A 20,724-nucleotide genomic window follows, 5' to 3' on the forward strand; every position below is an offset into this window, starting at 1 on the left:
CGTCACACACCTGCGAGGGGCCGCAATGCGACCCCGCCAGGTTTCACTGCCGCGACTCGACCCCAAGCTCATCCCACACCGACTCAGCCAGGTGGAAGGTGGCATTGGCCGCCGGGATCCCGCAATAGATCGCACTCTGCATGATCACTTCCTTGATCTGCTCTCGCGTCACGCCGTTATTGGCGGCCGCACGCAGGTGCAGCTTGAGCTCCTCGTTGCGGTTCATGCCGATCAGCATCGCGATGGTGATCAGGCTGCGGGTATGCCGGGGCAAACCCGGGCGCGTCCAGATATCGCCCCAGGCATGCCGGGTGATCATCTCCTGGAACTCGCCATTGAAGTCGTTGAGCTTTTCCAGGCTGCGGTCCACATGGGCATCGCCAAGTACGGCGCGGCGCACCTGCATGCCTGCCTCGTAGCGTTGTTTCTCATCCATCGCCAATTCCTCAGCAGGTCAGCAGAAAATCGAGCACCCGGCGGGTGAACGGTGCGCCGATCTCGACATTGGACAGGTGCGCCGCAGCAAACTCCACATAGGCTGCCCCCTGGATCTGCGCCTGCATGAAGCGACCGTGTTCCGGGGTGGTCACCACATCCTCGGTCCCCGCGACGATCAGGGTCGGCACCTTGACGCTGACCAGTTGCTCACGAAAATCCGCATCACGCACCGCGGCGCAATTGGCCGCGTACCCCTGAGGGGAAGTCTGCGCGAGCATCTGGCAGATACGTTGAGCCTGATCGGGTTGGGCCTGGGCAAATCCTGGGGTGAACCAGCGCGCGATAGAGGCATCACGCAAATCGACCATCGCCTGCTGACCGCCCTTGAGCACCGTGTCGATACGGGTGTTCCACACTTCGTCGTTGGCGATCTTGGCCGCAGTGTTGCACAGGGTCAGGCTGAGTAGGCGGTGGCCGGCATTGATGCCCAGCCACTGGCCGATCAGGCCGCCCATGGACAGGCCGACGAAGTGGGCCTGCGGGATATCCAGCGCATCGAGCAGCGCCAGCACATCGCGGCCTAGCTGTTCGATGCGGTAAGGGCCTTCGGTGACCTGCGAGCCGCCATGACCACGAGTGTCGTAGCGCAACACGCGAAAATGCTCGGACCACGCCGGAATCTGGGTGTCCCACATGTGCAGGTCGGTACCCAGCGAGTTGGACAACACCAGCACCGGGGCGTGCTCTGGGCCGTCGAGTTGGTAGTTCAAAACGCCATCGGCCAGTTGCAGTTGCGCCACAGCGGTCTCCTTCAGGCAGTGAAACGTTGATGTTCGGCCACGGCCCGCGCCACCCAGACGCGGGCCTGGCCCAGGTAGTGGGCAGGGTCGAGCAGACGGTCGAGTTCTTCGGCGCTCAGCTCGGCGCTGACTTGCGCGTCCTCGCCCAGCACCGCGCGCAGATGGCGCTGCTCGGCCACCGCACGTTGGCAACAGTCCTCTAGCAGATGGTGGGCGCGATCACGCCCCAGGCGCTGGGCCAGGACGATGCTCACCGCCTCGGCCAGCACCAGGCCTTGGGTCAAATCCAGATTGCGGCGCATGCGCGTAGCATTGACCTCCATGCCCTCGGCGATCACCTGGGCCTGGCGCAGGGCGCCGGACACCAGGCAGCAGATTTCCGGCAGGGTTTCCCATTCGGCGTGCCACAGGCCCAGGCTACGCTCGTGTTCCTGAGGCATGGCGGCGTACATCGTCGATACCAAGCCCGGCACTCGCGTGGCGGCGCCGATCAGCACCGCGGCGCCTACCGGGTTGCGTTTGTGCGGCATGGTCGAAGAGCCGCCCTTGCCCGGCGCGGAGGGCTCGAACACCTCCCCCGCCTCGGTCTGCATCAGCAAGCTCACATCGCGCCCGAATTTGCCCAACGTGCCGGCCACCAGCCCCAGTACCGAGGCGAACTCCACCAGCCTATCGCGCTGGGTATGCCAAGGTTGCTCGGGCAGGCTCAGGCCCAGGTCCGCAGCAAGCCCTTCAGCGACCGGCAGAGCCTTGCTGCCCAAGGCCGCAAGACTGCCGGAAGCACCGCCGAACTGCAGGCACAGCAGCCGTGGACGCAGTTCTGCAAGACGCTGACGATGGCGGGTCAACGCGCCCAGCACACCGGCCAGCTTCATGCCCAGGGTGACGGGCGTGGCGTGTTGCAACCAAGTGCGCCCTACCAAAGGGGTATCGGCATGTAGCAGGGCCTGGCGCGCCAGGGTCTCGGCCAGCTTGGCAAGATCGGCCTCGATCAGCGCCAGGGCATCGCGCAGTTGCAGCACCAGACCGGTATCCATCGCGTCCTGGCTGGTCGCGCCCAGGTGAACGTAACGCTCGGCCTCCGGTACGCCGCTGGCGATCACTTTGCCCAAGGCCTTCACCAAGGGAATCGCCGAGTTGCCCGCCGTGGCGATGGCCTCGGCTAGGGCGCGGATGTCATAGCGCTCGGCATGGCAGGCGGTCTCGATGGCCGCCACGGCACTGTGCGGTACCAGCCCGACGGCCGCTTCGGCGCGCGCCAGGGCAGCCTCGAAATCGAGCATGCCCTGCAGGCGACCGCGATCGCAGAAGATCTCGCGCATGGCGGGCGCTGTGAAGTAAACGTCGAAGAGCTGGTGGGTCATGCAACGTCCTTAATGATCATGGTGCAGGTACGCAGCCTGCTTCGGCAGGCGCAGACTGAACAGGAAGGCCACCGCCATCATGGCGGTCACGTACCAGTAGAAGGTGTTCTCCATTCCCAGGGTTTTCAAGCCCAGGGCCACGTATTCGGCTGAACCGCCGAATACCGCGTTGGCCACCGCATAAGCCAGGCCGACGCCCAAGGCACGCACTTGCGTGGGGAACATCTCGGCTTTCACCAGGCCGCTGATCGAGGTGTAGAAACTGACGATGCACAGCGCCAGCGTCACCAGGACGAAGGCCAGCAATGGGCTGGTCACGGTCTTGAGCGCCATCAGCAGTGGCACGGTGAACAGCGTCCCCAAGGCGCCGAACAACATCATCGAGTTACGCCGGCCAATGCGGTCGGACAACATGCCGAACAGCGGCTGCAGGATCATGAATAGGAACAGCGCCCCGGTCATCACGAAGCTGGCGCTCTTGGCGTTCATCCCGGCGGTGTTGACCAGGAACTTCTGCATGTACGTGGTGAAGGTGTAGAAGATCAGCGAACCGCCGGCGGTATAGCCCAGCACGGTGATGAACGCCGCGGCGTGGTTACGGAACAGCCCGCTGATGGTGCCGGCCTCTTTGTCCTGGCGGGTTTCGGCGCTGCTGGTCTCTTTCAGCGAACGGCGCAGCATCAGCGAGATCAGCGCGGCGATGGCGCCCACCACGAACGGGATACGCCAGCCATAGGCACGCAGCTCATCCTCGGTCAGCAACTGCTGCAGGATCACCACCACCAGCACCGCCAGCAACTGCCCACCGATCAGCGTGACGTACTGGAAAGAGGCAAAGAAGCCGCGCTGCCCGCGCAGTGCCACTTCACTCATGTAGGTCGCGGTAGTGCCGTATTCACCGCCCACCGACAGGCCCTGGATCAGCCGCGCCAGCAACAGGAGGGCCGGCGCCCAGGTGCCGATGCTCGCATAGGTAGGCAGACAAGCGATGATCAGCGAGCCGCCGCACATCATCAGCACCGAGATCATCAGGGAATTCTTGCGCCCATGGCGGTCAGCCAGACGGCCGAAGATCCAACCTCCGATCGGACGCATCAGGAAGCCTGCGGCGAACACCCCAGCAGTATTGAGCAACTGCACGGTGGGATCGTCCGAAGGGAAGAACGCCGGGGCGAAGTAGATCGCGCAGAAGGCATAGACGTAGAAGTCGAACCATTCCACCAGGTTGCCCGAGGAGGCACCGACGATCGCGAAGATGCGCTTACTGCGTTCTTCGCCTGTGTAATAGCTAGAGGTCATGACGTGCTTACTCCTGGAAGGCCATTGCTAAGTCTAGACACACCCAGTAACAGTCTCGTTCCGCAGCCCGGCCTGCACCTTACGTGGAGCGAGGTTCCGGCAGTCCCTATTCGCGGGTAAATCGGAGCGCTAAACCGCCGCTCCGATTTCCCCGCGATGGGTCCAAACACCCGATCAAACGCGCTCGATCGCCAATACCAGCCCCTGCCCAACGCCCACGCACATGGTCGCCAGGCCTTTGCGCCCGCCGCGCTTCTCCAACTGATGCAGTGCGGTCAGCACCAGGCGGGCCCCGCTCATGCCCAGCGGATGGCCCAAGGCAATGGCCCCGCCGTTGGGGTTGACCTGAGGGGCGTCATCGGCGACACCCAGCTCGCGCAGTACGGCCAGGCCCTGGCTGGCGAAGGCTTCGTTCAGCTCGATGACATCGAAATCTGTCACCGCAATGCCCAGCCGCTCCGTCAACTTGCGCACCGCAGGCACCGGACCGATTCCCATCACCCGAGGCGCCACACCGGCGCTGGCCATGCCCAGCACCCGTGCACGCGGGGTGAGGCCGTGCTTTTTCACCGCTTCAGCCGACGCCAGGATCAACGCGGCCGCACCGTCGTTGACGCCCGAAGCGTTGCCGGCAGTGACCGTCTTGTCCGGGCCATTGACCGGTTTGAGCTTGGCCAGAGCCTCCAGAGTGGTCTCCGGGCGCAGGTGCTCGTCCTGCTCGACCAGGGTCTCGCCCTTCTTGTGAACGATACGCACCGGTACGATCTCTTCGGCGAAGAACCCAGCCGCCTGGGCTGCCGCAGCCTTCTGCTGGCTGCGCAGGGCGAAAGCGTCCTGGTCGGCGCGCGAAACCTGATAGTCGTCCGCCACGTTGTCGGCCGTCTCGGGCATGGCATCCACGCCGTACTGGGCCTTCATCAGCGGGTTAATGAAGCGCCAGCCGATGGTGGTGTCCTCAAGCTTCATGTTGCGCGAGTAGCCGCTCTCGGCCTTGCCCATGACGAAAGGAGCACGGGACATGGACTCCACCCCGCCAGCGATGGCCAGCTCCATCTCGCCGCTGGCGATGGCGCGGAACGCGGTGCCGACAGCATCCATTCCCGAGGCACACAGGCGGTTGAGGGTCACGCCCGGAACGCTTTGTGGCAGGCCGGCCAGCAGCAGCGCCATGCGCGCCACGTTACGGTTATCCTCGCCGGCCTGGTTGGCACAGCCCAGGAACACTTCGTCGAGCTGCGTCCAGTCGACCTGCGGGTTGCGCTCGATCAATGCCTTGAGCGGCACCGCCGCCAGGTCATCGGCACGCACGCCGGCCAAGGCGCCGCCGAAGCGGCCGATGGGGGTGCGGATGGCGTCGCAGATGAATACGTCACGCATCAGGCTTCTCCTGCCGTCTGGCCATGGGCGGCGGCGGTGCGGGCCTCAAGGTCGCGCAGCGCGCCCAGCTCGACCTCGGTGGGGGCATCGGTGGTCTGCACGCTGTCGGCAAAGCGGATCGGCCAACCGGTGGCGGCAATGATCTGCTCGCGGGTCACGCCTGGATGAATCGAGGTGACCACGAACTCATGGGTGCCGGCTTCCGGTTCCATGATGCACAGGTCGGTGATGATCCCGACCGGGCCCTCGCCCGGCAGGCCCAGGCGTTTGCGCGAATCGCCGCCCTCGCCGTGACCGACCGACGTGATGAAGTCCAGTTTCTCGACGAACGCACGAGGCGACTGCTTGAGGATGATCAGCACCTGCTTGGCGGAACCGGCGATCTCCGGTGCGCCGCCAGCACCCGGCAGGCGCGTCTTGGGCGCGTGGTAGTCACCGACAACGGTGGTGTTGATGTTGCCGAAGCGGTCGACCTGGGCAGCGCCAAGGAAGCCCACGTCAATGCGCCCGCCTTGCAGCCAATAGCGGAAGATCTCGGCGGTTGGCACTACGGTATCGGCGGTTTCAGCCAGCTCGCCGTCGCCGATCGACAGCGGCAACACGCTGGGCTTGGCACCGATCGGGCCGGATTCGTAGATCAGCACCACGTCCGGGGAGGACGTCAGGCGTGCCAGGTTGGCGGCCTTGGACGGCAGGCCGATCCCCACGAAGCAGACCGCGCCGTTACGCAGGCGACGGGCTGCGGCGACAGTCATCATCTCGGAAGTGGAATAGTTCATTGCGCAGCCTCCGCGGTGCTGGCCAGCTTGGCCTTGAATTCATTGAAGTCAGCGGTGCCACGGATGTAGGTGTCGATCCAGGCAGTGAACGACTCACGGTTGCGCGCAATCGGGTCCCAGGCTTGGTAGAAGCGGTTGTCGCGCTCGTAGTAACCATGGGCGTAGGACGGATGGGCGCCGCCGGGCACCAGACATACGGCGCTGAGCGCCCAGGTCGGCAGTACACAGGCGTTCATCGGGGCCTGCAGGTCATCGACGATTTCCTCGACCGTGACGATGCAGCGCTTGGCCGCCAGGGCCGCTTCCTTCTGCACGCCCAGGATGCCCCAGAGCAGTACGTTGCCCTTGCGGTCGGCTTTTTGTGCGTGGATCACGGTGACATCCGGGCGCACCGAAGGCACGGCGGCGAGTACTTCGCCGGTGAACGGGCAGGTCACGCTCTTGATCAGCGGGTTGACCTTCGGCAGGTCGGAACCTGCGTAGGCGCGCAGCACGGCAAAGGGCAAGCCCGAAGCACCGGCGACGTAGGCATTGGCCAGGTCGGCGTGGCTGTGCTCTTCGATTTCGATGGCGTGAGGCCAGTGTTTTTCCACCGCATCGCGCAGGCGGTGCAGCGAGCCCACACCGGGGTTCCCGCCCCAGGAGAAGATCAACTTGCGCGCGCAACCGGCACCGATCAATTGGTCGTAGATCAGGTCCGGGGTCATGCGCACCAAGGTCAGGTCCCGCTTGTTCTGACGGATGATCTCATGGCCGGCGGCGGTCGGGATCAGGTGGGTGAAACCTTCGAGGGCGACGGTGTCGCCATCCTGGATGAATTGCTTCACGGCATCATGAAGCGAGAGGATTGCTGCCATTGGAGACTCCTGGTCAGGACGAGTCGGGTCAGGGAGCAGCGGGCCGATGCATCGCTGCGATGGGCTCAGATTAAGGAGGACGCCGGGGTGCTTACAATCCGATAATCGCACTTTTGTGCGATTATCGAACCATTTGTTGTTCTGCTATCCATTCGTCCCAGACCCAGGGCACACCTGCGTGGAGCCGGGTTTAACCGCGAAACATCGGTGAGGTGCACCCTCCCATCTGCGGGTAAATCGCTCCTCCACCCTGAGCGATCAGGTCGCGTCGGCGTGGCTCACCAGCCCTTTGACCACCACACCCACGGTGGCCAGCGCCGCTGGCACCAGCAGCGCGGTCAGCACCTGTTCGAAGTTCCAGCCAAGTCCCAGCAACGTCGCGCCGCTCCAGGCCCCGAGGATTGCGCCGAACCGGCCGATGCCGAGCATCCAAGACACCCCGGTGGCACGCCCTTGAGTGGGGTAGAACCGCGCTGCCAACGAGGGCATGGCCGATTGCGCGCCGTTAATGCACATGCCCGCCACCAGCACCAGGGTGGCCAGCAGAGTCATGTTGCCCAGGCTCTGCCCGACTGCGTAGGCGAACACACCCGCCAATAGATAGAACAGACCAATGACCTTGTGCGGGTTGAAGCGGTCCATCGCCCAGCCCACGCCAACCGCGCTGAGTACGCCACCGAACTGGAACAAGGCGCCAATGAACGCGGCCTGCTCCATGCTGGCACCACTGTCACGCATCAGGGTCGGCAGCCAGCTGGTCAGCAGGTAGACGATGACCAGCCCCATGAAGTAGGTCAGCCAGAGCAAAACGGTGCCCAGACCATAGGTGCCGGAGAAGATCACCGTGAACACGTTGCCGGCGGCCACCGCCTTCTGTTCCGGCACACTGAAGCTCGCCGCCTCAGCTACCTTGGCAGGAGCGATCGGAGCCAAGGCCTTGCGAACCTTGTCGATCCCGCGATTGCGCACCACCAGAAACCGCGCGGACTCCGGCAACCACACCAGCAGCACCACCGCCAACAGCAGCGGCAGCACGCCACCGAGCACCAGCAGGCTATGCCAGCCGTAGGCGGGGATCAGCTTGGCGGAAATGAAACCACCGCCTGCCATGCCCAGATTGAAGCCACAGAACATGCTGGTGACCAGCAATGACTTGAGCCGCTCGGGGGTGTACTCGGAGAGCAGCGTGGTGGCATTGGGCATACCAGCGCCCAGCCCCAGGCCAGTGAGAAAACGCAGCACCAGCAGTTGATCGACGTCGGTGGCATAGGCCGAGGCCAGGCTGAAGCCGCCGAACACCAGCACCGCCCCGACCAGCACGCCCTTGCGCCCGAAGCGGTCAGCCAAAGGCCCCGACCCCAGGGCACCGAACACCATGCCAATCAGCGCAGCGCTCATCACCGGGCCAAGGCTTGCGCGATCGATGCCCCACTCCTGGGACAGGGCCGGCGCGATGAAACCCATGGCCGCGGTATCCAGGCCATCGAGGAAGACGATCAGAAAACACAGGATCACCACCCGCCACTGACAGCGGGACAGTGGCTGGTCGTTGATGAAGGACTGGACGTCGAGGCAGTTTCCGACAGCGGTTTGCGGTTTATTCATTGTTGTTGTCCGGAAAATGAGGCGCAGACAGGCCACTGCACACGGAGGATGTGCAGGGAGCAGGATAAGCGAATGCGTCGGTGGATCAGCCGGAAAGCGGCGACGCTGCAGGCGGGTGCGGCCGCGACAGCGAAAGGACAATGCTCATGGGGTGCGTCTCGAATGTTGTTATTGTCCGGTCGGCAAACCGACCGTTGCGCAAGACATTAATCAGCGCATCCCAGGTGCGCAATTCATGGAAAACGAGACTGTGCGTTAATCGAACAAGAAACGCGTGGCGCCGTTCGGCCTGTGGATAAATGCAGACCGTGAATGGGCCGCGAAGCGGCCCTGGGCATTGCTATCCAAATAGCTGGTGGCAGAGGTCGCGGCTGGCCGCCAGCAGGATCGGCAGGAAGCGCTGCTCCAACTCGCTGCGCGTCACCCGACCCACGTGAGTACTGACGTTGAGCGCGGCCAGTACCTGCCCCGAGGCGTCGTAGATCGGCACCGCGATCGAGCGCAGGCCCTGTTCCAGCTCCTGGTCCACCACGCACCAGCCTTGGGCGCGCACCTGCTGTATGCAGGCGAACAGTGAGTCCGGATCGTGCAGGGTTCGACTGGTGCGGGCTTTGAGGTCGGCGCGTTCGAGGTATTCCCAGAGACTGGCATCGTCCAGTGCTGCCAGCAGGATACGCCCCATCGAGGTGCAGTAGGCCGGCAAGCGGCCGCCCACCGAAAGGTCGACCGAGATCAACCGCTCCACCGTTGCCGAACGGGCGATATACAAAATGTCGTCACCTTCGAGCGTCGCCATGTTGGCCGCTTCGTGCAACTGATCGCTGATCCGATCCAGGTAAGGCTGCGCGGAGACCGCAAGAGGTGTCGAGGACAGATACGCATGCCCCAGGGTCAGGACCTTGGGCAACAACGAATAGGTGCGCCCATCGGTGGTCGCGTAACCCAGTTTGATCAGGGTATGCAGACAGCGGCGCACCGCCGCCCGGGGAATCTCGGTGCGATGGCTGATCTGTGCGATGGTCAGGTGGCGCTTGCGCTCCTGGAAGGCCTGGATGACCGCCAGCCCACGGGCCAGCGAAGTCATGAAATCCGGGTCGCCGGTAAAGGCCTGGATACGTTTGGCGGGCGAGGCCACGATCGGCGGGGCCAGTGCAGGCGCTGCGGTACGTCCCGGCTCCGGATTGGCGGAAGCCTTGTCCTGGGTTTCTTCGCTCATGGTGAACCTCAAAAAAAACGGTCGCTTGTGCGATTATCGAACCAACGGCCGATAATCGCAATTGACCGCTGACACTTTTACTTATACCTTTCTCCTGCCACATGTGGCTTCTTTGGAGAGACTGGTCAGGTACCCACCGTAGAAGTCCCAGGCAACGGCCTCGTTTCCCACGAGGCCGTTTTTGTTTTTCTTGTTGTTCGCCCGAACTTTCATGGACGAGCACACCTCAAACTTTCACGGCCAGTCTGATTATCGCCATTGTGCCCACTACATAACTTTGAATGTTTGGCACGTGCCGCTAAAGAATGATGGCCATTGACTTATCGATTGCTATAATCGAATGCGCTGGCCGGATCGTTCATTCAGAACAATATTCGTCGACGTTCCCACGGAGACGCCGCCAGTCAGGTGCAGGGCTCAGGGCCTACCCCGTTAATCCAAGTGCCATGTACCTCATGGATCCTGTCGCTGCGACAGCATGTTCGCCTTGGCGACGTAGCCGTCTGCATAACTTTGCATGATGAAGGCCAAGGCAAAATTTCAACCTATTCGGGTATGACTGTGACGAAAGAAGAACTGCGCGCGGAACTCGAGCGCCAGGCTGAACGTTACAAGGAAGTATACGGTGGTGAAGTGACCACTTACGCCGCGCAATTGGAACCAGAGCGCAAACCTTGGCGCAAGCGCGCCACTGTCCAGGACCAGGTCTTCGCCCAAGAGCTGGAAAAAATGGAAAAGGAACTGCGCAGCGAGAACACCTGACCCGGTGTGCCTTGCGAAGCGGCGCACCACCGCCTTCAACGCGGTGGTGCGCAGCGGTCCTTTTATCGATGCGCCATGATGAAATGGAATTACACAAATTTCATACGATCGTTTGAAATAACCACCATATTCATGATTGCGGGTTTTACCTGCTTTTTTGTGGTTTTTAGCGATTTTAGTCGTGAAAAACCCCACCCATCTTGCATCGAATCGCCGCTTCCCTGGGATGCTTCCCATCTCGTCGATCGGTTGCAGGGGCATCGATTGCCAAGGTTTTCTGGCATAATCGCGCCCCCCTATGACCGCCAGACAACCTTCATGATCGATTTATTCAGCGGACTGGATGCGTGGGTGCTGGTGAGCTTGCTGCTCGCTCTGACCTTCGTGCTCGCATTCGAGTTCATCAATGGCTTTCATGACACCGCCAACGCGGTAGCCACCGTCATCTATACCAAAGCCATGCCACCGCACCTGGCCGTGTTCTTCTCCGGTGTGTTCAACTTCCTCGGGGTTCTGCTCGGCGGCGTCGGGGTGGCCTATGCCATCGTCCACCTGCTGCCAGTCGAACTGCTGATCAATGTGAACACCGGACACGGGCTGGCCATGGTCTTCTCGTTGCTGGCCGCGGCCATCACCTGGAACCTCGGCACCTGGTACTTCGGCATCCCCGCATCCAGCTCTCATACCCTGATCGGCTCGATCCTGGGCGTGGGCCTGGCCAATGCCCTGCTCAACGACATCCCCCTCGGCGATGGCGTCAACTGGCAGAAAGCGATCGACATCGCCATGTCGCTGGTGATCTCGCCCATGGCCGGCTTCGCCGTCGCGGCCCTGGTATTGATCGGCCTCAAATGGTGGCGCCCGCTGTCGAAGATGCACAAGACACCGGAACAACGCCGCAAGCTGGACGACAAGAAGCATCCGCCATTCTGGAATCGCCTGGTGCTGGTGATTTCCGCGATGGGCGTCAGCTTCGTGCACGGCTCCAACGACGGCCAGAAAGGCATCGGCCTGATCATGCTGGTCCTGATCGGTATCGTTCCTGCCAAGTTCGTCCTCGACCTGAATAGCACCACCTACCAGATCGAGCGTACCCGCGACGCCACCCTGCACATGAGCCAGTTCTACCAGCGCAACGCCGCCACCCTGGGCGAGTTCCTGGCACTGGGCAAGGCCAAGTCGACCGACCTGCCGGAGCAGTTCAGCTGCAATCCGCAGCAGACCGAACCGACCATCGCCGCCCTGCAATCGTCGCTGCACGGTGTCACCGACTACCGCGACCTGAGCGCGGAGAAGCGCGTCGAAGTCCGTCGCTATCTGCTCTGCCTGGATGACACCGCCAAGAAGGTCGGCAAGCTCCCAGGACTGGAAAGCCGTGAAAAGGCCGACCTCGAGAAGCTGCGCAAAGACCTGACCGCCACCACCGAATACGCACCGTTCTGGGTGATCGTGGCTGTCGCCCTGGCCCTGGGCCTGGGCACCATGGTCGGCTGGAAGCGCGTGGTGCTGACCGTCGGCGAGAAGATCGGCAAGCAAGGCATGACCTACGCCCAGGGCATGTCGGCGCAGATCACCGCAGCCTGCGCCATCGGCTTGGCCAACGTTTTCAGCCTGCCGGTCTCGACCACCCACGTATTGTCGTCGGGTGTCGCCGGCACCATGGTCGCCAACAAGAGCGGCCTGCAAGGCGGCACCGTGAAGACCATCCTGCTGGCCTGGGTCCTGACCCTGCCGGCTTCGATGGGCCTGGCCGCCGGCCTGTTCTGGCTGGCCTCCAAGGCGATCGGCTGATCGATACCGCTGTCATGAAAAAGGCGCCTTCGGGCGCCTTTTTCATGGGTTCACGATGCCTAGCACCTGTGAGTGCTGGCGCCACTGGCCACTACCGCCGTTTGCCGCCCAGCAGCGAGCCCATCAGGCCACGCACCAATTGGCGCCCCAACTGATTGGCCGCCTGGCGCACTGCCGACTTGATCGCCTGCCCCGCAGCACTCTGCAAAAACTCTCCAGCCTTGTCGGCGAAGCTCTCCTCATCGGCCTTGGGCTGCGGCACGGGCTCCACCGGCTCGCCCTTGCGAGCGGTCAGCATCTCATAAGCCGATTCACGGTCGACTGGTTTGTCATAACGTCCCGCCAGTGGCGAGGCTGCAACCAGCGCTTTGCGCTCGGTCTCGGTCAACGGCCCGATACGCGACTGCGGTGGCGCTACCAGTACCCGCTGGACCATTTCCGGCGTGCCTTTCTCCTGCAGGGTCCCTACCAATGCCTCACCGATACCCAGTTCGGTCAACACGGCGAGTGCATCGAATGCCGGGTTAGGACGGAATCCGTCGGCCACGGCCCTGAGCGACTTCTGCTCCTTGGCGGTGAACGCACGAAGCCCATGCTGGATACGCAGCCCCAACTGCGCCAGCACGGCATCGGGCAAGTCCCCTGGCGACTGGGTCACGAAATAAACCCCTACGCCTTTGGAGCGGATCAGTCGAACCACTTGCTCGAGGCGATCCTGCAGGGCCTTGGGGGTGCCGTTGAACAGCAGATGCGCCTCGTCGAAGAACAACGCCAACACCGGTTTGTCGGCATCACCACGCTCGGGCAACTGTTCGAACAGCTCGGCCAACAACCATAAAAGGAAGGTGGCGTAGACCTTCGGCGCCTCATGCACCAACCGGCTGGCATCGAGCAAGTGGATGCGCCCTCGCCCATCGCGGTCCGGGCGCAGTAGATCCTCCAGTTGCAGGGCCGGCTCTCCGAACAGGGCCTCGGCCCCCTGTTGCTCCAGAGTCGCCAGGCGACGTAGCAGGGCCTGGGTGGAGCCCGTGGTCATCAATGCGCTGTCCTCACCCAGCAATTGCGGGTTGTCCTTCAAGTGCCCGAGCAGCGCCTTGAGGTCCTTGAGGTCCAGGAGCAATAGCCCTTCGCGGTCAGCCACCTTGAAGGCTGCGTATAGTGCTGCCTGCTGGCTGTCGGTCAGTTCCAGCAAGTTGCCCAACAACAGAGGCCCCATTTCACTGAGTGTCGTTCGCAAGGGATGACCCGACTCCCCTGCAATATCCCACAAGGTCACGGGATAGGCCTGAGGGCGGTGGCCCAACCACGGCATTGCGGCGATACGCTCGGCCACTTTGCCCTGCGGGGCTCCGGCTGCCCCCAGGCCGCACAGGTCGCCCTTCACGTCGGCGGCGAACACCGCAACTCCCGCATCGCTGAAGACCTCGGCCAGGCGTTGCAGGGTCACGGTCTTGCCCGTCCCTGTGGCACCGGCAACCAGCCCATGACGGTTGGCCAGGCGCATGGCTTGGCTCACTGGCTGGCCGTCAGGCCCCGCCCCCACAACTATTTGCGAAGTATCCGACATCTTCTTTCATCCTCTATTCAAGCTTTGCCGCATAACGGCCGATACCCCGTGGTGCTACTCATTCTGAAAGACAGGAACATCCCGAAAAGGACCTCCGGTGATTGTTGCACTGTTTTCAAGCTGCCTTCGTGCGAACGACCCGATAAAAACCTTAGCGGACCACGCCATGAACAAAAGCCTACGTTTCAGCCACAAGATTCTCTTGGCGGCGTCTTTGATCGTGATACTCGCCTTCAGCCTGTTCACCCTCTACAACGATTATCTCCAGCGTAATGCCATTCGCGCCGACCTGGAGAGTTATCTGGCTGAAATGGGCGAATCCACCTCGACCAACATTCGCAACCTGTTCGATGGCCGAATCAAGTTAGTGGAAAACCTGTCGCAGAACATCGCACAGAATCCGGCCAATGCCGAAACCTTCATGAGTCAGCAAGCCCTACTGTCGAGCTTTCTCACCGTCTACCTGGGCAAGGTGGACGGCGGCTTCAGCGTGCGTCCCGATTCCAAGATGCCCGACGGCTACGACCCTCGCGTGCGCCCCTGGTACAAGGACGGCATGAACGCCAGTGGCGCCATGCTGACCGAACCCTACATCGACTTGACCACCAACAAGATGGTCATCGGTATCCTCAGCAAGGTCTCGAGCACTGTCGGTGTGGTCGGTGGGGACCTGGCCCTCGACGGCCTTGTGGACATCATCAATTCGCTGGACTTCGGCGGCATGGGCTACGCCTTCCTGGTCAACGACCAAGGCAAGATCCTGGTACATCCGAACAAAGACTTGGTGATGAAGTCGCTGTCGGACCTGTTCCCACAGCAAACACCCAAGCTGTCCGGCGAGCTGACCGAAGTCGAGTCCGACGGCCAGGCTCGCTTGCTGACCTTCACCCCGATCAAGGGGCTGCCTTCGGCCAACTGGTACATCGGCCTGTCGGTAGATAAAGACAAAGCCTTCGCCATGCTCAGCACCTTCCGCACCTCGGCGGTGATCGCGACGATCGTGGCGGTGGTCATCATCATTGCCCTGCTGGGTTTACTGATCCGCGTGCTGATGCAGCCCTTGCACACCATGACCCGTGCCATGGAAGACATCGCCGAGGGTGAAGGCGACCTGACCAAGCGCCTGCAGATCCATCAACACGATGAGTTCGGCATCCTCGGCACGGCGTTCAACCGCTTCGTCGAGCGTATCCACGCCTCGATCCGCGAAGTGTCCTCGGCCACCGAACAAGTCAACGAAGTGGCCTTGCGGGTGATCAGTGCCTCCAACTCGTCGATGGCAAACTCCGACGAGCAGGCCAACCGCACCAACAGCGTCGCCGCCGCCATCAACGAGCTCGGCGCCGCTGCCCAGGAGATCGCCGGCAACGCGGCCCAGGCCTCTCAGCACGCCACCTCGGCGCGCCTGCTGGCCGAAGAAGGCCAGCAGGTGGTGGAGCGCAACATCGAGGCGATGAATCGCCTGTCCGACCTGATCGTCACCTCCAGCGCCCACATCGAGACGCTCAACAACAAGACCGTCAACATCGGCCAGATTCTCGAGGTGATCACCAGCATTTCCCAACAGACGAACCTGCTGGCGCTCAACGCGGCGATCGAGGCCGCCCGTGCAGGCGAGGCTGGCCGCGGTTTCGCCGTGGTCGCCGACGAAGTACGCAACCTCGCCCACCGCACCCAGGAATCGGCACAGCAAGTGCAGAACATGATCGAGGAGCTGCAGGTCGGTGCCCGTGAGTCGGTCGAAACCATGGGTCAGAGCCAGCGCCACAGCCAGGACAGCGTGGAGATCGCCAACCAGGCCGGCGAGCGCCTGGACAGCGTGACCGTGCGTATCGGCGAAATCGACGGCATGAACCAGTCGGTGGCTACGGCCACCGAGGAGCAAACCGCCGTGGTCGACTCGATCAACATGGACATCAACGAAATCAACATGCTCAACCAGGAGGGCGTCGAGAACCTGCAGGCTACCCTGCGCGCCTGCACGGACCTGGAACAGCAAGCCACCCGCCTCAAGCATCTGGTCGGCAGTTTCCGGATCTAAGAGCTTCAAGCCGCAAGCTTCGAGCTTCAAGCCGCAAGAACAGCAGGCAGGGCGCCGCTGGCTCTTGCAGCTTGAAGCGTGCAGCTCGCACCCTGCAGCTTGACGCTGACCGCTGCCTCCCTCCGATCGAACAAACTATCCTTCAGTAAGGTCAACCTTTAGGCGCGTCATCGCCTGCTCATCGCAGCCCGATGACAGACCCGAAGACGATCCCGGAGGGATGCTGATCGTGCACATCGCTGACATCACCATGTTCTACGCCCCGGCCAGTGGCGGCGTACGTACCTATCTTGATGCCAAACATCGCCGACTCGACGCCAGGCCCGGCGTGCGTCACAGCCTTTTGATTCCTGGCGCCAGCGCCACCGATGCCGATGGCATCTACCAGGTGCCGGCGCCGCCCCTGCCCTTTGGCAACGGCTACCGCTTTCCCGTCCGCCTGGCCCCTTGGTGCAACGTGTTGCGGCGCCTGCAGCCTGACCTGATCGAAGTCGGTGACCCCTACCTCACGGCCTGGGCCGCCCTGGAAGCGCGGCGCAAGCTCGACGTACCGGTAATCGGCTTCTACCACTCCGACTTGCCGCTGCTGGTGAGCAACCGCATGGGCAACTGGTTCACCCCCAACGTCGAGGCCTATGTCAGCAAACTGTACGGCAACTTCGACCGCGTGCTGGCGCCCAGCCAAGTGATGGCTGACAAGCTGTGTAGGCTAGGCGTCAAGGACGTGCATGTGCAACACCTGGGCGTCGACCTGTGCACCTTCAACCCCGAACACCGCGATCCGGGCCTTCGGGCCGAACTGGGAATCCCCGACACCACGCGCCTGCTGGTGTTCGCCGGGCGTGGCTCGCGGGAGAAGAACCTGCCGGTGCTGCTCGACTGCATGAGGCGATTGGGCCGCCACTATCATTTATTGTTGGTCGGCTCGAACATGCCCGCCAATGTGCCGGACAATGTCAGTGTCATCGACCATTTCTGCCCACCTCAAGAGGTCGCCCGGCTGTTCGCCAGTGCGGACCTGCTGGTACATGCAGGCGATCAGGAAACCTTCGGCCTGGTTATCCTCGAGGCCATGGCCAGTGCCCTGCCCGTGGTCGCGGTACGTGCCGGCGCCTTCAGTGAAATCGTCGATGAACGCTGCGGACGCCTGTGCACCCCCAATGACGCCCAGGCCATGGCTAACGCTGTGCGCGAAACCTTCGAGGCCGGTGTCCGTCGGCTGGGAGCCCAGGCCCGTCGTCATGTCGAACTGCACTACGCCTGGGACCATGTGGTCGATGGCCTGCTGGAGCACTACCAGGCCGTGCTCGGTCACCAGCCGCAGGTACGCGCCCATGGTTGAGACAGACGCCGCGCCGCGTAGCCTGATGCTGGTGCTGCACGATGTCGCGCCCGAAACCTGGCCGGACTACCAGCCGTTCGTCCAGGCCGTGGAACGCCTGGGCAACGTGCCCATGACATGGCTGGTGGTGCCGGACTTCCATCATCGCAATCCCCTGTCCCGCTCGCCGACCTTCTGCCGCTTGCTCGAACGACGCTTGGCACAGGGCGACGAGCTGGCCCTGCACGGCTATTTCCATGCTGATGATGGGCCCCCGCCGCGCAGCGCCCGCGAGTTCTTCATGCGCCGAATCTACACCCATGAAGGCGAATTCTATGGGCTAGATGAGGCCGAGGCCCTGCTGCGCCTGGAAGCCGGCTTGGAAGTGTTCGACCGCCACGGCTGGCCGGTGGCCGGTTTCGTCGCCCCGGCCTGGTTGATGAGCGAAGGCACACGCCAGGCCCTACGTCGGTTGCCGCTGCGCTACACCAGCACGCCCCAGCACCTCTATCGCCTCCCGGAGTTCACCGCCATCCAGGCCCCCGGCTTGGTGTGGAGCGCCCGCAGTGCTTGGCGACGGGGGCTTTCGCGGATGATCTGCGACTGGCAAGGGCGACGCTGGCGCAATGCAGCCACGCTGCGCCTCGGCCTGCATCCCGTGGATATGCGTCATCCGGCCTCTCGCGACTACTGGTTGCAGACATTGCAAACGTTGCTAGCGCAGGGACGTCAACCCCTGACCAAATCCGCCTGGCTGGCGCGTCAGGTCCAGGCATGAACCGCCTGGGCTGGCTGGGCCTGGCACTGCTGCTGGCGTTGCTGGTACCCACCTTGCTCGGTGGCAGCGATTTGCTGGCGCGCCTACGCGCCTTTGCCCCGAGCCTGATGGCTGTGCTACTGGGCATGATCCTGCTGTGCTGGGTGATCAATGCCGTGCGCCTGCGGCTGCTGCTCGGCCAACAAGGGGCACGCCTCGGCCGGGTACGCAGCCTGGGTGTGGTCATGGCCACCGAATTCGCCATCTGTACCACCCCTGGCGGCAGCGGCGGACCATTGACCCTCATGGCCCTGCTGGCGCGCGAGCGTATCGGCCCGGCGCGCAGCGGTGCGGTGTTCGCCATGGATCAGTTGAACGATCTGGTGTTCTTCTTCTGCGCGATGCTGGCGATTGCAGGCTATGCCCTGTTCCACAGCCTGGGACATACCCAGCAGAGCATGCTGTTGGGCAGCGCCCTGTTGCTGTGTTCGGCGCTGCTTGGGATTCTCGCGTTGCTGCGCTACCGGCGCACGGTGATGCGCCTGAACGGCCGGTTACTACGCCGCTTGGGCATGTCGGCGCGGCGCAGACGGCAATGGGCGCGCAAGCTGTTGCGTTTCGTCCATGCACTGACGGACACCTGGCGCCTGCCCAAGCGCATCCTGATTCTGGTTTTCAGTTTGACTTGTGTGCACTGGAGCCTGCGCTACAGCGTGCTGTACCTGGTTCTGCGAGGGCTGGGTGTGGAGCTTTCGTGGATTCCAAGCTTTCTGGTGCAGATCCTGTCACTCAGCGCCGGGCAGTTCAGCCTGCTGCCAGGCGGAGCCGGAGCCGCCGAATTGACCTCGGCGAGCCTGCTGACGCCCTTGGTGGGCAGCTCTACGGCGGCGGCGGCGATCCTGATCTGGCGCGCGGTCACTTATTACTTCTATCTGATCGCCGGGGGCCCGGTATTCGTTTGCCTGTTGGCGCGTCCGTTGCTGGAGCGCTGGCGTCGTCAGGCGAGTTGAGCTGGCGCCAGAGCGCGGCGGCATCCGGGAAGTGGGTGCCAGCCTCTTCGCTCAAGCGCTCGAGATCGAAGCGAGCGAGGCACCCCTCGCCCAGAGTGGGCGGCGACGCCGCCGCAGCCTTGTCGCGGGGATCGGCCATCGGCGCTTAGTCGAACACCACGGTTTTGTTGCCATGCACCAAGACACGGTCTTCCAGGTGGTAGCGCAGGCCGCGGGCCAGCACCATCTTCTCCACGTCACGACCGAAACGCACCATGTCTTCAATGCTGTCGGCGTGGGTGACACGCACCACGTCCTGCTCGATGATCGGACCGGCGTCCAGCTCTTCGGTGACGTAGTGGCAGGTCGCACCGATCAGTTTCACGCCACGCAGCGCCGCCTGGTGGTACGGCTTGGCGCCGACGAACGATGGCAGGAAGCTGTGGTGGATGTTGATGACTTTTTCGGCGTATTCCTGGCACAGCTGCGGCGGCAGGATCTGCATGTAGCGCGCCAGCACCACGACATCGGCCCCATGCTCCTGGACCAGACGCGAGACCTCGGCGAACGCCGGTTGCTTGTCCTTGGGATCGACCGGGACATGGAAGAACGGGATGCCGTGCCACTCGACCATGCTGCGCAGGTCGTTGTGGTTGGAGATCACGCAGGGAATTTCGCAATCGAGCTCGTCGGTGTGCCAGCGATGCAGCAGATCGGCCAGGCAGTGGGATTCGCGGCTGGCCATCAGCACCACGCGTTTCTTTTGGGCCGAGTCGGTGATCCGCCAGGTCATGGAGAACTCTTCGGCGATCGGCGCGAACGCCTCGCGAAACGCTTCGATGCCAAATGGCAGGGATTCGGCGCGGATCTCATGGCGCATGAAGAACCAACCGCTCTGCTCATCGGAGTGGTGGCTGGCTTCGTTGATCCAGCCGTTGTACAGGGCCAGGAAATTACTGACTTTTGCCACGATGCCGACACGGTCGGGGCAGGCAATCACCAGTCGATAGGTGCGCATGAAGGAGACTCCGGAAACTTCGCAAAGGCGCACATTCTAGCGGCCCGCCAGAAAAAACGCAGTAATGATTGCCCGCTACAGCACACACGCTCGGCCCGCGAGGGGCAAAGCTGCCAATTGAGCCGACCACGTAGGAAATGATGAATTTGTCGGGCGATATGTAAAATTTTCTTAACCAAATGCCTGCATTGCCCCACGACAATTAACAGTTTATTGCCTTTTTAATTGTTTACTTGAGAGTATCGCCTGTCTATTATTGGCCCGAACTGTTTCTCTTTGAACATTGCACTAAGGACCACTCCATGTCCCTGATCAACGAATACCGCGCTACCGAAGAAGCCATCAAGGAACTTCAGGCCCGTCTGGCCAACCTGTCGCAAGATGACAAACTGAAGAAAGAACTCGAGTTCGAAGGCAAACTGCGCGCACTGATGGGCGAATATTCCAAGTCCCTGCGTGACGTGATTGCCCTGCTGGATCCAGAATCCAAACTGAGCAAAGCTCCGCGCGGTGCGGTCAAGACCACTGGCACCAAGCGTGCTCGCAAGGTCAAGCAGTACAAAAACCCGCACAATGGCGAAGTGATCGAAACCAAAGGCGGCAACCACAAGACCCTGAAAGAATGGAAAGCCAAATGGGGTGGCGATGTGGTTGAAGGCTGGGCAACACTGCTGGACTGACAGCTGGCTGCCTCTCACACGCCCAATAAAAACGCCGGCAATTGCCGGCGTTTTTATTGGGCG

General features: G+C 62.6%; 18 protein-coding genes and 1 pseudogene. 8 read left to right on the forward strand and 11 right to left on the reverse strand.

What is annotated here, in order from left to right:
* Window positions 1-43 precede the first annotated feature (43 nt).
* From pcaC to pcaR, 9 genes are all read right to left on the reverse strand, one after another.
* On the reverse strand, window positions 44-436 hold the full coding sequence (pcaC, locus tag J5X93_RS21115; protein ID WP_043206417.1) for a 4-carboxymuconolactone decarboxylase: 393 nt from the start codon (window positions 434-436) through the stop codon (window positions 44-46).
* 10 nt (window positions 437-446) lie between these two features.
* Complete coding sequence (pcaD, locus tag J5X93_RS21120) at window positions 447-1,238, reverse strand: 3-oxoadipate enol-lactonase (RefSeq protein ID WP_102081796.1); 792 nt, start codon at window positions 1,236-1,238, stop codon at window positions 447-449.
* Between the two features lie 11 nt (window positions 1,239-1,249).
* A complete protein-coding gene (locus tag J5X93_RS21125; RefSeq protein ID WP_102081795.1) occupies window positions 1,250-2,602 on the reverse strand; it encodes a 3-carboxy-cis,cis-muconate cycloisomerase in 1,353 nt (450 codons plus the stop codon).
* Between the two features lie 9 nt (window positions 2,603-2,611).
* On the reverse strand, window positions 2,612-3,901 hold the full coding sequence (locus J5X93_RS21130) for an MFS family transporter (protein WP_043206413.1): 1,290 nt from the start codon (window positions 3,899-3,901) through the stop codon (window positions 2,612-2,614).
* Between the two features lie 174 nt (window positions 3,902-4,075).
* Entirely contained in the window at window positions 4,076-5,281 is a 1,206-nt protein-coding gene (gene pcaF, locus J5X93_RS21135; protein ID WP_250034914.1) for a 3-oxoadipyl-CoA thiolase, read from the reverse strand.
* Complete coding sequence (locus J5X93_RS21140) at window positions 5,278-6,057, reverse strand: CoA-transferase subunit beta (protein WP_043206411.1); 780 nt, start codon at window positions 6,055-6,057, stop codon at window positions 5,278-5,280. Before J5X93_RS21140 ends, pcaF begins: the two co-directional genes overlap by 4 nt.
* Window positions 6,054-6,914: a CoA transferase subunit A gene (locus J5X93_RS21145; RefSeq protein WP_043206410.1), complete on the reverse strand. Its 861-nt coding sequence runs from the start codon at window positions 6,912-6,914 to the stop codon at window positions 6,054-6,056. Before J5X93_RS21145 ends, J5X93_RS21140 begins: the two co-directional genes overlap by 4 nt.
* Before the next feature lie 258 nt (window positions 6,915-7,172).
* Window positions 7,173-8,519 (reverse strand): 4-hydroxybenzoate transporter PcaK, encoded by a 1,347-nt coding sequence (gene pcaK, locus J5X93_RS21150; RefSeq protein WP_102081794.1) that lies wholly within the window; start codon window positions 8,517-8,519, stop codon window positions 7,173-7,175.
* 340 nt (window positions 8,520-8,859) lie between these two features.
* Complete coding sequence (gene pcaR, locus J5X93_RS21155) at window positions 8,860-9,735, reverse strand: pca regulon transcriptional regulator PcaR (RefSeq protein WP_070576040.1); 876 nt, start codon at window positions 9,733-9,735, stop codon at window positions 8,860-8,862.
* A gap of 561 nt (window positions 9,736-10,296) precedes the next feature.
* On the opposite strand from pcaR, the gene J5X93_RS21160 reads away from it, so the two are divergent.
* Entirely contained in the window at window positions 10,297-10,497 is a 201-nt protein-coding gene (locus tag J5X93_RS21160; protein WP_043206523.1) for a hypothetical protein, read from the forward strand.
* Window positions 10,498-10,815: 318 nt separating this feature from the next.
* Window positions 10,816-12,288: an inorganic phosphate transporter gene (locus J5X93_RS21165; protein ID WP_043206408.1), complete on the forward strand. Its 1,473-nt coding sequence runs from the start codon at window positions 10,816-10,818 to the stop codon at window positions 12,286-12,288.
* Window positions 12,289-12,379: 91 nt separating this feature from the next.
* Here J5X93_RS21165 and J5X93_RS21170 read toward each other — a convergent pair whose 3' ends face one another.
* Window positions 12,380-13,855 (reverse strand): helicase HerA-like domain-containing protein, encoded by a 1,476-nt coding sequence (locus tag J5X93_RS21170; RefSeq protein WP_043206407.1) that lies wholly within the window; start codon window positions 13,853-13,855, stop codon window positions 12,380-12,382.
* Window positions 13,856-14,021: 166 nt separating this feature from the next.
* Between J5X93_RS21170 and J5X93_RS28635 the strand changes: the two are divergent.
* The 5 genes and pseudogenes from J5X93_RS28635 to gpgF form a co-directional block, all read left to right on the forward strand.
* Window positions 14,022-15,041: pseudogene (locus tag J5X93_RS28635) on the forward strand (HAMP domain-containing protein); the annotation flags it as partial.
* 90 nt (window positions 15,042-15,131) lie between these two features.
* The gene (locus tag J5X93_RS28640; RefSeq protein ID WP_371906703.1) at window positions 15,132-15,896 is read left to right on the forward strand and encodes a methyl-accepting chemotaxis protein; all 765 of its coding nucleotides are present in this window, start codon (window positions 15,132-15,134) and stop codon (window positions 15,894-15,896) included.
* A 229-nt stretch (window positions 15,897-16,125) separates the two neighbouring features.
* Window positions 16,126-17,238, forward strand: a complete 1,113-nt coding sequence (gene gpgS / locus J5X93_RS21180; protein ID WP_371906704.1) for an N-acetylglucosaminyl phosphatidylglycerol synthase — start codon at window positions 16,126-16,128, stop codon at window positions 17,236-17,238.
* A complete protein-coding gene (gene gpgD / locus J5X93_RS21185; protein ID WP_090344953.1) occupies window positions 17,231-17,995 on the forward strand; it encodes an N-acetylglucosaminyl phosphatidylglycerol deacetylase in 765 nt (254 codons plus the stop codon). The genes gpgS and gpgD overlap by 8 nt, the downstream gene beginning before the upstream one ends.
* On the forward strand, window positions 17,992-18,984 hold the full coding sequence (gpgF, locus tag J5X93_RS21190; RefSeq protein ID WP_043206403.1) for a glucosaminyl phosphatidylglycerol flippase: 993 nt from the start codon (window positions 17,992-17,994) through the stop codon (window positions 18,982-18,984). Before gpgD ends, gpgF begins: the two co-directional genes overlap by 4 nt.
* A gap of 145 nt (window positions 18,985-19,129) precedes the next feature.
* On the opposite strand, the gene purU is transcribed toward gpgF, so the two are convergent.
* Window positions 19,130-19,981, reverse strand: coding sequence for a formyltetrahydrofolate deformylase (purU, locus tag J5X93_RS21200; RefSeq protein WP_043206402.1), 852 nt, complete (start codon window positions 19,979-19,981; stop codon window positions 19,130-19,132).
* 302 nt (window positions 19,982-20,283) lie between these two features.
* Here purU and mvaT point away from each other — a divergent pair, with 302 nt between their 5' ends.
* Window positions 20,284-20,661 (forward strand): histone-like nucleoid-structuring protein MvaT, encoded by a 378-nt coding sequence (mvaT, locus tag J5X93_RS21205; protein ID WP_043206401.1) that lies wholly within the window; start codon window positions 20,284-20,286, stop codon window positions 20,659-20,661.
* The last annotated feature ends 63 nt before the right edge of the window (window positions 20,662-20,724 follow it).

The organism is Pseudomonas sp. BYT-1, assembly GCF_023611805.1.
Lineage (GTDB): Bacteria > Pseudomonadota > Gammaproteobacteria > Pseudomonadales > Pseudomonadaceae > Aquipseudomonas > Aquipseudomonas guariconensis.